Origin of the sequence: Williamsia maris, assembly GCF_024171815.1 — a bacterium.
In the GTDB taxonomy this organism is placed as follows: Bacteria; Actinomycetota; Actinomycetes; order Mycobacteriales; family Mycobacteriaceae; genus Williamsia_A; species Williamsia_A maris.
In genome coordinates, this window is sequence record NZ_JAMTCJ010000002.1 from 672,273 (window position 1) to 682,965 (window position 10,693).

Here is a 10,693-nt window from a genome sequence, read left to right on the forward strand (position 1 = left end):
CTCCGCTGGTCGTCGATAGCGTGCGTACGCATCAGTCGATGACCAACGGAGGAAATGTTATGGGAAACAAACGATTTCAGCGTGTCGGGGTGGGCGTGGTCGGACTGGCTCTGGCGGCCACGGCGATGACGGGGACGGGCGCGATCGCCGGTGCGGCACCGGTGCCGGGGACCGGGAGCTCGTCGGGCAGCAGCGAGGGCGACGTCCTCGATCTGCTGAACACCGGCAGTGCCATCCTCAAGGGTGAGGGCCCGTCGGGACCGCCCGCGGTCCAGCGGTGCAACGAGTCGACCAAGTCGGGTAACGACGGCGTGACCGAGACGATCCACCAGCTCGGCAAGGCCGGTCCCACCGCGTTCGTGCTGGCCTATGACACCCAGACCGTCCCCGATCGGATCGAGGTCTTCTACCAGGGTGGGCGAGTTGCCGACACCGGATTCGTGGGCGATGCCAACGCATCCGGGCAGGGGACCGGTTCGGTCACCGTTCGGCTGCCCCGTGGGGTGGCGACCTCGGTCCTGGTACGCGTCACCGGTGGCACCGACACCGTGTGGGGTTACACCGTCAGTTGCCCCGCGTAGTCAGTCCCGATGCCGCCGGCGGCGTCGCACGATCAGCACGGAGAGTCCGAGTCCGACGCCGGCCACGACGTAGGGCACCGGGTTGATCGGGTCGGGATCCGACAACGCCGTGGGTGCCGTGCGTCGGAGCTGCGTGAACTTCGCGTGCGCGGTGGGCACCTCGGGGACGGCGGCGAGCGACGCCCGGGCCTGCGGCGCGGGTTCCGGGACGGACTTCTGCGGCGGCGACTTCGGTGGTGCCGACGAGGCGGCCTTCTTCGCGTTCGACCGCTGGCCCGGGCCGCTGGTGCCCTTCTTCGGGGCGGCCTTCTTGGCCGGGACCTTCTTGGCCGCCGCCGCCGTCTTCTTGGCCGGAGCTCGCTTGGCGGGCGTCTTCTTCGCGGGCGGGGTGCCGGAGCCGGCGTCCGGATCGGTCATCGCTTCGGAGCTCCTCTGCGTTCGTCTGCGCGTGCGCGGTTCGAGAAGTCATCATGCCTGGCTCGGCGACGTTTGTCGTCGGACCCGGGCGAAGCGGACCGACACACAGGTGACCGGCACGGTGCGTCGCGCACACCGTGCCGGTCCCCTCTCAGCTGCGCGCGCGCCGCCGTAGTGCGAACACGCCACCGACGGCGACGATCACGACCACGGCGCCGACGATGAACGGCCACGCCGGGGTGCCGTCGTCGTCATCGGACGACGCGGTCGCCGACGGTCCCGGTGTCCCGGTGCCTGCCGCCGACAGGGTGAACTCGACCTGCCCGCGCACCGGGTGGCCGTCGGCCGAGGTGACGCGGTAGTTCACCCGGTAGACCCCGGCGGGTCCCAACGACCGCAGTGCGACGCTGATCTTCGCGCCGACGACGCTCGCGTCGCCCTGCTGCCAGAAGTTGCCGTCCGGTCCCACCACGTTGAGCACGTCGTAGGAGTCCTGCAGCGCCTCGTTGAAGGTCAGCGTGACGGTGCCGGGTCCGGTCGCCACCGTCGACCCGTTGGCCGGGTCCGACGACTCGAGGACCGAGTGTGCCGACGCCATCGGGGCGCCGAGGAACGACAGCCCGACGAGCAGCAGCACCGTGGCCACGAACGTCGACGCGGTGCGCAGTCCTGCTGCGCCCCGATTCGACGTCATGGCTTCCGCCGGATGGCGATGCCCGCCGCCGCGATGCCGAGGACACCGACGACGAGGCCGGCGCCACCGAGCCACCGAGCGGTGGTGTCGGAGGTGTCCGACGACGCGGTCGTCGCCGTCGAGTCGCCGTCTTCGTCGTCGGTGGCGGCGGCGAGCTCGATCTCCGGTGCCGGATGATCCGGCTCGGAGCCATCGGCGTTGGGCGGCTGGTTCCAGTCCACCGTCTCGCCGTCGGCGTACTTCTGGACGGCCGGGAACTTCACCGACTCCTCCTTGGGCAGCGGGCCCGCGCTGAGGACGAACTGACCGAACTCGCCGACCGCGATACCGGGTGAGCCGGGGGTCGCGGTCCAGGTGACCGAGGTGGCCTCCGCGGTGGTCGCGTCCTTGGTGACGACGGCCCGCCACCCCGCCATCGGTTCGGTGCGTGCCGACTTGAGGTCGGGCAGCGTGACCGTGACCTCGGTGGTGGCGGCGTTCGTGTCCGACTCGTTGGGGACCCGGAAGGTGATGACGCCGTAGCCACCCTGGGACAGGCCGGGTGCGTTGGCCGTGACGTGCGCGGACGCGACGGCCGGGGCGAGCGCCGACCCGAGGGCGACGACGCCGGTGGCGGCGACGATGGCCACCGGGATCCGTGCATGGCGGAAGACACTGTTGTGCATGGGATTTCCTTTGTGGAGAGCTGAGCTGATACGGGAAGGACCCGTCGGCGCCATCAGTGGGCCGACGGGTGATGCGTCATGCGATCAGCAGCGGTGGTCCGCGTTCTCCGGCGCCCGCGGCGCGATCGATCCGATGCCACCGCACGACACCCGCACGGACGACGACGGTGACGACGTGGCCGAGCACCGGCGACGGCGAGCGCCGCAGGGCCGCGAGCACCGAGGTGATGACGGTGAAGACCGCGACGGCGGCTGCGATGAGCAGCGCGCAGATCGGGATGGCGATGAGGTGGGTCAGCAGCATGGTCGTGCCGTCGGCACCGCCGAGATGGAACATCTCGGCCAGGTGGTCCGAGATCAGACGCAGGGGACCCCCCTGCGTGTCCGCGGGCATCGACATCCCCGTGTGGTCCATCCCCGCGTGGTCCATGCCGTGAGCGGCGGGCATGCTCACCGCGAGCGCGAGATGGGACAGGAACTGCGCGGCGGACAGAACGGTCAGCAGGACGACGGCACCGCAGCGTCGGCCGGTGCACATGCCGGCGAGCACGCCGATCATCAGGCAGAGCGCGATCCCGCCGAGACCGGGCACCGCGCCGGAGGCGACACCGTGTGCGGCGATCGCGAGCGTGGGCACAGTGACCGCGACCGCGAGACGTCCGACCAGTGCGCCGGGCCACCCTCGGTTCAGGGGCGCACTCCGAGTCGGGCCAACAGATCGGCGTCGATGGCGGTGAGTTCGCGTGTGATCGCCTGATGTGCGGGACGACGACGGGTGGCCGGCATGTGCTCGGCGGCGCCGATCGCGGCGGTGAGGTCGGTCAGTCGCGCGGTCATGGTCGACACGAACTTCGTCGTCTCCGCGTCGTTGCCGCGGGTGGACGCCAGCGTCTGCAGGGACCGCTCGGCGCCGGCGATGCGCGCCGACAGCGCGGCGCCGTGGCCGCTGTACTTGTTCAGCTCATCGATCGGCACCCCCGCGCGGTTGGCCTGGTACGACGTGATGCTCTCGCGGGCCAGCGTCGAGGCGCGGTAGGCGAGCGGGACGGCGATGGGGGCGACCACCTTGGCCACCGACAGGTAGCGCTTGACCTTGCGCGGCGTCAGTGAGGTCCCGTTGGCCGCCGCGTCCGCGTTGGCCTTGGCGATCTTGAGATTGGTCTTGTTGGTGTCGGACACCGTCTTCGCCGCGGTCTTGGTCGCGTTCTTCTCGGCCTTGATGAGCTTCGTGCCGAGCTTGCGCTCCACCTTGCGACGCTTGCGACGATCCTTGCCGATGCCGCGCGAATCGAGCCGGGCTTCGAGCTTGGCCTTTGCCTTGAGTGCCTTGGCGTGGGCTTTCTTCTGCGCACGGCTGGTGCGGCTCGAGGTGAACAGACCCATGGTGGGGACCCTCCCGGTCGCTGCGGATGACGAAAATGTCTGGACACTACGGTAGAAGAAGTAGCTGTACCAGCATTACACAGGCCCGATCGGGCGTGGGCTCGGGCGTCGTACCGGTACCGCAGACAAGGCGAGGGATGGTCGTGATCGATGAGCTGCACCCGACGATGACGCTCCCGCTGCTCACGGCCCGCGATCTGGCCGGGTGCGAACACCGCCTCGCCCTCGATCACCTGAACGCCCGTGAGGTCGTCGACGCGTCCGACGACCCGTCGGTCACCCGTCGCAAGGAAGCCGCCGCCGTCCACCGCGCCGCGGTCGCGCAGGTGCTGGCCGGCATCCACACTGACGAGCCGGGGACGTTCGTCGAGGTCGCCTCGGGTCCGATCTCCGAGAGGGTGGCCGCGACGCTGTCTGCCTGCGCCGCGGGTGCCGGCTGGGTGTTCAACGCGGCTCTGCCCACCGACCGTCGGGCCGGTCGCCGGGGCGGATCGGAGCTGCTTGCGAGGGTCGGCGACGGATACGTGCCGGTCATCGTCGTCAACCACCGCGTCAGCGTGCCGGGCGGAGAGGGGACGATCCGCACCAGTCCGCTGTTCACCTGGCTCCCCGCGGACGATCCGACGCGGTCGATGCGCAGTCACCGGCGCGACGTCCTGAGGCTGGCGCACCTGACCCGGTTGCTCGAACACGCCGGACTGGCCACCGACACCGGGTTGGGCGGATCGATCGGACTCGACGCCGACTGCATCGTGGTGCACGACCTGACCCCCGCCATGCCCGGCTACGACGAGACGCTGGCCCGGCGCCACGCCATCGCCGCGGGTGCGTTGTCCACCGTTCCCAGCCGCATCGGTGAATGCCGGACCTGCCCGTGGTGGGTCCGGTGCGGACCGGAACTCGTCGCCGCCCGCGACGTGAGCCTGGTGATCAACGGCAACCAGGCCCGGGTGGCCCGCGACGCCGGTCTGCTCACCGTCGACGATCTGGCCGACTACACCGGCCCCGCCCCCGACGACTGGTCCGGCGGTGACATCGCCGACGCGGTGGTGCTGGCCCGCGCGTGGCGCCGCGGGGTGTCGCTGGTCCGTCGCGTCGAGGTGCCCACCGTGGCCCGCGCCGACGTCGAGGTCGACGTGGACATGGAGAGCTACGGCGAGGACGGCGCCTACCTGTGGGGGACGCTGCTCACCGACCGCACCGATCCGACCCGACCGGTTCGCTACCGCCCGTTCGTGACCTGGGATCCGCTGCCGACCGTCGACGAGGGACGGTCGTTCGCCGAGTTCTGGGCGTGGTTGACCGCCGAACGCGAGGCCGCCGCCGCGACCGGTAAGACGTTCGCCGCCTACTGCTACTCCCAGTCCGCCGAGAACCGATGGCTGCTCGGGTCCGCGACGCGTTTCGCCGGTCTGCCCGGTGTGCCGACCCTCGAGGAGGTGAAGGCGTTCATCGCGTCGCCGCAGTGGGTGGACGTCTACGAGGCGGTCGGTGCCAACTTCATCTGCCCACAGGGCAAGGGACTCAAGAAGATCGCGCCCGTCGCCGGTTTCGGATGGCGCGATCCCGAGGCCGGGGGCGAGGCGTCGATGGAGTGGTACCGGGTCGCGGTCGGCGTCGCCGACGGCACCCCTGACGCCGGGCAACGCGACCGGATCCTGGCCTACAACGAGGACGACGTGTGGGCCACGAAGGTGCTCCGCGAGTGGATCACCGACGGCGCCGCGGAGCAGATCGTCCACCGCGACGACCTCTGAGCCGGTTGCGACAAAACGCTTCGCCGGTAACGCCCAGGTGGCAGGTCGTATACGCTGCATCCAAGTCTGGCAATCGCGTGGGGGAAACTCGCGATCGTCGGGCCCGTGCCGCGCGTGTCTCAGGGGTGAGTCGTAGGAGATGCGTGGCATCGACATCGTCGGAGTCACTAGGGGTGGAGACACACATGTCTGCGGAGCGAGATTCGGCTGTGGCCGACAAAGACCTGGAATCGGTCGAGCCCGGGTTGTTCGCGCGGCGGCTCGAGGAGTTGTTCCGAACCGTACCCGGTCCCAACGGACGGGCGTACAGCGCCAAGGCCATCGCGGCGCTGTCGACCGACCGTGGGTTCCGGCTGGGTGAGTCCTACCTGAGCCAGTTGCGGTCCGGTAAGGCCAAGTCGCCGTCGTTCCGGACGGTGGAGGGAATCGCCGCGGCGTTCGGCGTCGACGTGCACTACTTCCTGGAGGACCACGCGGCACAGCGCACGCGCGACCAGATCGATCGCATGCGGATGCAGGCCGACACCACTGTGCAGATCGCCGCGTTCGGGCTGGCGGGGCTGTCGAGCGACTCGGTCTTCGTCGTCAGCGAACTGATCAAGATCCTGCGGGTCCAACAGGGCCTGCCCGCCGATCCGCCGGACCTCGTCTCGGCCATGGCCGAGGGCACGCACAACGGCCTGCGGATGGTGCAGCGCTGAGCGCTGCACCGCCGTGTGTCGGGACGATGTGGGTCAGAGGTGTCGTTTCGACGTCGACGTGACCAGGACGACGTCGGAGGCCGCGCGGGCGGCACGCGCCCGACGCACCGCGACGATGTAGGCGGTCCCGAGGGCGAGGATCACCACGGTGGCGCTGATGGCCGCGATGGTCACCGGAGTACTGGCGGCGGCCACGATGCCCTCGGTGAGCAGCCAGGCCGCGAAGACGAAGAAGAGCACGGCGGCACCGATCGAGATCGCGCGCTCCGGGAGCTTCCGGCCCAGCGTGGCGCCGACGATGATCGCGAGCGCATCGGCGGCGACCATGCCGATCGTCGATCCGATCCACACGCCGACCCAGTTGTTGTCCGTGGACAGCGTGATCGTCGCGAGCATCGTCTTGTCGCCCAGCTCGGCGAGGAAGAACGACGACATCACCGCGAACATGACCGAGGTACCGGTGCGCTGGGCGCGGGCGGACTCCGACTCATCGAGTTCGTCGCCGCGGATGGTCCAGAGACCGAAGACCAGCATCGCGAGTCCGCCGACGATCGAGATGAGGTCGGTCGGGATGGACAGACCGAGGAAGTGTCCGACGAACACCGACACCGCATGCACGGCTGTCGTGGCCACGGTGATGGCGAGCAGGACGACCCACCAGCGATAACGGATGGCATAGGTCATCGCCATCAGCTGTGACTTGTCGCCGAGCTCGGCCACGAAGATCACGCCGAAACTGAGCAACAGGGCGGTGAACACGAAGGCGACGCTACGGGCGATCGTGAGCGGGTGCAACAGTTCTTGAACCCGCATAACCGCAGTTCGGAGGCCCTTTTTGTAGGAGTTTGGGCACCCTTACATCGATGCGCGGGTCGCCGCTGCGGCGACGCCCGTGGTCAGGCGGCCAGCAGCATCGCCAACACCGCGGTGTCGGGGTCGGAGTTGGGGTCGACACCGATCTGGTTGCGCAGGGTGACCACGGTCCCGTCGGCCTCCGCCTCGGCCCAGCCGGCGCGGTGTTCGAGACCCAGTTCGGGGACGCCGGGTAACAGGACGCAGCCCGACGCGACGTCGGAGCACTCGGGGAGCGACGCCCGCGTCTGCGACGGCGGGTGCAGCATGACCAGCGCCGGAGCGTGGGCGAGGAACGGGTTCTCGCGGACGAAGTCGTCGCTCGAGGTGTCTCCGATGGCGAGCATCATCCCGACGGTGTCGGGGTCGCAGTGCTCGGGTCGGTCCTCGATGACACCGAAGACGGTGGTGGTCCGCAGGAATCCCGGGCGGCACGCGATCCGGACCGAGGCCACCAGCGTCTGGGTCCATTCGAGGGTGGTGTCCGGCCAACGACCGGAGATCAACATCCCGCGCAACTGACCGTCACGGTGGAACGGGGTGAGCCCGATCGGCACGAGCGAACGCGCGGTGTAGTCCATGGCTCATGATGGTCGTCAGAGCCGCTGGCACACAAGGGGAGTCGAGTGCTAAACGATCGCTTGACGGCGGCGTTACGTCCGTATGTCCCCGTGGCCACGAGAAAACACCGCCCCCGGACCTGTGGTCCGGGGGCGGTGTCGGTTCGTACGACGATCAGGCGGGGACGATGAGGCCCTTGCCCTGGCTCTGCGCCTTGGCGAAACGCTCGCCGGCGTCGGCCCAGTTCACGACGTTCCACCACGCCTTGACGTAGTCCGGCTTGACGTTCTGGTAGTCGAGGTAGAAGGCGTGCTCCCACATGTCCAGCATGACGATCGGCACGAGGCCCACCGAGGTGTTGCCGTGCTGGTCGGTGAGCTGCTGGATGACCAGCTTGCCCTCGATGGTGTCGTATCCGAGGATCGCCCAGCCGCTGCCCTGCAGCGTGGTGGCCGCGCCGGTGAAGTGCGCCTGGAACTTGTCGAACCCACCGAACTGATCGTCGATGGCGGCCGCGAGGTCACCCTCGGGCTTGTCGCCACCGTTGGGCGACAGGTTCTTCCAGAAGATCGAGTGGTTGGTGTGGCCACCCAGGTGGAACGCGAGGTTCGCCGAGAGCTGGAAGACCTTGTCCGCGATGGTGCCGTCCTCACGAGCGGCGGCGGCCTTCTCCAGTGCGGTGTTCGCGCCCTTCACGTAGGTGGCGTGGTGCTTGCTGTGGTGCAGCTCCATGATCCTGCCGGAGATGTGCGGCTCCAGTGCCGCGTAGTCGTAGTCCAGATCCGGCAAGGTGTAGTCAGACACGTTGTTCCTCTCCTCGGGGGCTCTACCCGTTGTGGTCGCTGTGTACTTGCCCAGCCTACGTAGGGGCCGGGGTAATGCAACAGACCCGAGCATAAGGACTTCAACCATGGTTGAAGTCAAGTGAGCGCGTCGACGGAGGGCGTCGCGGCTGGTGAGCGCCGGAGCGGTCGGCTCAGAGCAGGATCAGGGCGATCAGCAGCGCGACGAGAGCGAGAACGCTGGCACCGGTGGTGATGCAGCGGGCGCGAATGTTGAAGTCCTCGCGCGTGGCGGGACCGTGGTGTCGACCGAGGGTGCGGATCAGATCGGGGTGGGACTGCGTGGCCACTCACTTCTCCTGTCGTCGTCGACGCGGCCGTGAGAACGGTCACACCTGGGCTGTGATCGCCATCATAGGCACGTGGTGTTCGCGGTCCAAATCGCGATCCGACGTCGTGCGTAGCATGACTCCCATGACCTGGTTTGATCAGCTTCTCGGACACCGCAAGAAGGAACTGATCTCGGCCGACAAGGCGTTGGCCGGGCGCTCGGAGCCGGTCCCGGTGGCGGACCGACATGTCGTCAACGGCCACCCGATCAGCGGGCCGTTCGACCCGAGGTACTCCACGGTGATCCTCGCCGGCGGGTGTTTCTGGGGTGTCGAGGAGATCTTCTGGCAGGTGCCGGGTGTGTACTCCACCGCCGTCGGCTACGCGGGTGGCTTCACCCCCAACCCGTCCTACGACGAGGTGTGCAGCGCACGGACCGGGCACACGGAGGCGGTGCTGGTGGTCTTCGATCCCGCGGTCATCGATCTCGCGGGCATTCTCACGATCTTCTGGGAGACGCACGACCCGACGCAGGGGATGCGCCAGGGCAACGACGTCGGGACCCAGTACCGGTCGGCGATCTACACCTTCGACGACGCCGACGCGGCCGTCGCCCGGGCGTCGGCGGAGAGGTTCGCCGGTGTCGTCCACGCCGCCGGAATCGGCGAGGTCACCACCGAGGTGAAGCCACTCGCGCAGGCGGGCGGCGGACGTTTCTACTACGCCGAGGACTACCACCAGCAGTACCTCGCCAAGAACCCGCACGGATACCGCTGCCATTCGGCGACGGGACTCAAGTACCCGGCCTGACGCGCCGCGTCAGTTCGGTGTGCTCGCGCCGAGTACGTCGGCCAACGCGCCGTCGAGGTCGGGGTGGGCGAATCGGAAGCCGGCGTTCTTCAGGACGGTGGATCGCGCCCGTCGGCCGGTGAGCCCGAGTTGCGCATCCGAGCGCAGCAGCACCGCGCCGAGCTGCAGCAGCGGCTTCGGGGTGGGTGGTGCCGCCGGCCGACGCAACTGCGCGCGCAGGGTGGCCATCAACTCCGCGTTGCGGACCGGGTTGTCGGTCGCGACGACCACCACGCCCGAGGGCAGCGTGACGTCGGGGTCGAGATCGAGACCGGCGCGGACCACGGCCAGCCAGTCGTCGATGTGGATCCAGCTGACCCACTGGCGACCGGAGGACACCCGCCCGCCGAGACCGAGCCGTACCAGCCGCGTGAGGCGTTGTAGCGCAGGCGAACCGGAGTCGAGGACAATCGAGGTCCGCAGGACGACGACGTGGTCGCAGGGTGCGTCGGCGGCCGCGGCCTCCCAGGGTGCCGCGACCCCGGTCATCTGCGGCAGGCCGTCGGGAACCGGGGTGTCCTCGGTGCACCACGTCTCGCCCGCGTCGCTCCAGATCGCGGTCGTACTGGCCTGTACCCAGTGCGCCAGGGGCGTGCGCAGTCCGCGCGCCGCCTCGACCAGCGCGCGGGTGGGCTCGACCCGCGATCGTCGCAGTTCGGCGATGTTCGACGCGGTGGGTCGGCAGTCGACCAACCGTCCGGCCAGGTTGATCACGGCGGTCTGCGCGCCGGTGTCGAGCGCGGCGACCCAGTCGCCCTGGCTGCGGCCGTCCCAGTGCACCTGCCGGTGCGGCGACCGATCGTCGATCGACCGGGTGAGGATGGTGATGTCGATCCCCCGTGCGGCCAGGTCGTCGGCGATCCGCCGCCCCAACCCGCCGTTCCCGCCCGCGATGACCACGGTTCGCGGCGGAGTCCGCGGACTCGAAACTGTGTCTGACATGGGCCAACGCTAACGCTGTCGAGGGGTGATGACGCTGTGCGAAACCTCACGCATCTCGTCTGTCACAGATGTCCGTCCGAGCGCCGGTGATCGGCCGACGGTCTCCGGACAACCACTATCCTTTCAACGGAACCGCGGCGGTGCGCCCGACGTCGAAACGCAGCACACGAGAGACAGAG

The 10,693-nt window shown here is 69.0% G+C and carries 14 protein-coding genes; 4 read left to right on the forward strand and 10 right to left on the reverse strand.

Translation table 11 applies throughout. The features are described 5' to 3' along the window. The first annotated feature begins 59 nt into the window (after positions 1-59). Positions 60-581, forward strand: coding sequence for a hypothetical protein (locus tag LX13_RS10180; protein ID WP_253661213.1), 522 nt, complete (start codon positions 60-62; stop codon positions 579-581). Here the strand turns inward: LX13_RS10180 and LX13_RS10185 are convergent, their stop codons facing one another. The 5 genes from LX13_RS10185 to LX13_RS10205 all read right to left on the reverse strand — a co-directional run bounded on the left by LX13_RS10185 (position 582) and on the right by LX13_RS10205 (position 3,740). Continuing rightward, the gene (locus LX13_RS10185) at positions 582-998 is read right to left on the reverse strand and encodes a hypothetical protein (RefSeq protein WP_253661214.1); all 417 of its coding nucleotides are present in this window, start codon (positions 996-998) and stop codon (positions 582-584) included. 151 nt (positions 999-1,149) lie between these two features. Then, positions 1,150-1,692 (reverse strand): copper resistance CopC family protein, encoded by a 543-nt coding sequence (locus LX13_RS10190; RefSeq protein ID WP_253661215.1) that lies wholly within the window; start codon positions 1,690-1,692, stop codon positions 1,150-1,152. Then, on the reverse strand, positions 1,689-2,357 hold the full coding sequence (locus LX13_RS10195; RefSeq protein ID WP_253661216.1) for a YcnI family copper-binding membrane protein: 669 nt from the start codon (positions 2,355-2,357) through the stop codon (positions 1,689-1,691). The genes LX13_RS10190 and LX13_RS10195 overlap by 4 nt, the downstream gene beginning before the upstream one ends. Positions 2,358-2,433: 76 nt before the next feature. Beyond that, the gene (locus LX13_RS10200) at positions 2,434-2,994 is read right to left on the reverse strand and encodes a hypothetical protein (RefSeq protein WP_253661217.1); all 561 of its coding nucleotides are present in this window, start codon (positions 2,992-2,994) and stop codon (positions 2,434-2,436) included. Between the two features lie 50 nt (positions 2,995-3,044). Continuing rightward, positions 3,045-3,740, reverse strand: a complete 696-nt coding sequence (locus LX13_RS10205; protein ID WP_253661218.1) for a DUF6474 family protein — start codon at positions 3,738-3,740, stop codon at positions 3,045-3,047. 167 nt (positions 3,741-3,907) lie between these two features. On the opposite strand from LX13_RS10205, the gene LX13_RS10210 reads away from it, so the two are divergent. Continuing rightward, positions 3,908-5,497 (forward strand): TM0106 family RecB-like putative nuclease, encoded by a 1,590-nt coding sequence (locus LX13_RS10210; RefSeq protein ID WP_253661804.1) that lies wholly within the window; start codon positions 3,908-3,910, stop codon positions 5,495-5,497. A 185-nt stretch (positions 5,498-5,682) separates the two neighbouring features. Beyond that, positions 5,683-6,198 carry an XRE family transcriptional regulator gene (locus LX13_RS10215; RefSeq protein ID WP_253661219.1) on the forward strand — a complete coding sequence of 172 codons (516 nt, stop codon included), beginning with the start codon at positions 5,683-5,685 and terminating at the stop codon, positions 6,196-6,198. A 33-nt stretch (positions 6,199-6,231) separates the two neighbouring features. Here the strand turns inward: LX13_RS10215 and LX13_RS10220 are convergent, their stop codons facing one another. The 4 genes from LX13_RS10220 to LX13_RS10235 all read right to left on the reverse strand — a co-directional run bounded on the left by LX13_RS10220 (position 6,232) and on the right by LX13_RS10235 (position 8,743). Further along, complete coding sequence (locus LX13_RS10220) at positions 6,232-6,957, reverse strand: TMEM165/GDT1 family protein (protein WP_253661220.1); 726 nt, start codon at positions 6,955-6,957, stop codon at positions 6,232-6,234. Between the two features lie 137 nt (positions 6,958-7,094). Further along, the gene (locus LX13_RS10225) at positions 7,095-7,631 is read right to left on the reverse strand and encodes a peptidase (RefSeq protein ID WP_253661221.1); all 537 of its coding nucleotides are present in this window, start codon (positions 7,629-7,631) and stop codon (positions 7,095-7,097) included. A 154-nt stretch (positions 7,632-7,785) separates the two neighbouring features. After that, on the reverse strand, positions 7,786-8,415 hold the full coding sequence (locus LX13_RS10230; RefSeq protein ID WP_253661222.1) for a superoxide dismutase: 630 nt from the start codon (positions 8,413-8,415) through the stop codon (positions 7,786-7,788). A gap of 172 nt (positions 8,416-8,587) precedes the next feature. Next, positions 8,588-8,743 (reverse strand): hypothetical protein, encoded by a 156-nt coding sequence (locus LX13_RS10235; RefSeq protein ID WP_253661223.1) that lies wholly within the window; start codon positions 8,741-8,743, stop codon positions 8,588-8,590. Between the two features lie 124 nt (positions 8,744-8,867). Between LX13_RS10235 and msrA the strand changes: the two genes are divergently transcribed. After that, positions 8,868-9,533 carry a peptide-methionine (S)-S-oxide reductase MsrA gene (gene msrA, locus LX13_RS10240; protein WP_253661224.1) on the forward strand — a complete coding sequence of 222 codons (666 nt, stop codon included), beginning with the start codon at positions 8,868-8,870 and terminating at the stop codon, positions 9,531-9,533. Between the two features lie 9 nt (positions 9,534-9,542). Here the strand turns inward: msrA and LX13_RS10245 are convergent, their stop codons facing one another. After that, positions 9,543-10,514, reverse strand: a complete 972-nt coding sequence (locus LX13_RS10245; RefSeq protein WP_253661225.1) for an epimerase — start codon at positions 10,512-10,514, stop codon at positions 9,543-9,545. Between the last annotated feature and the right edge of the window lie 179 nt (positions 10,515-10,693).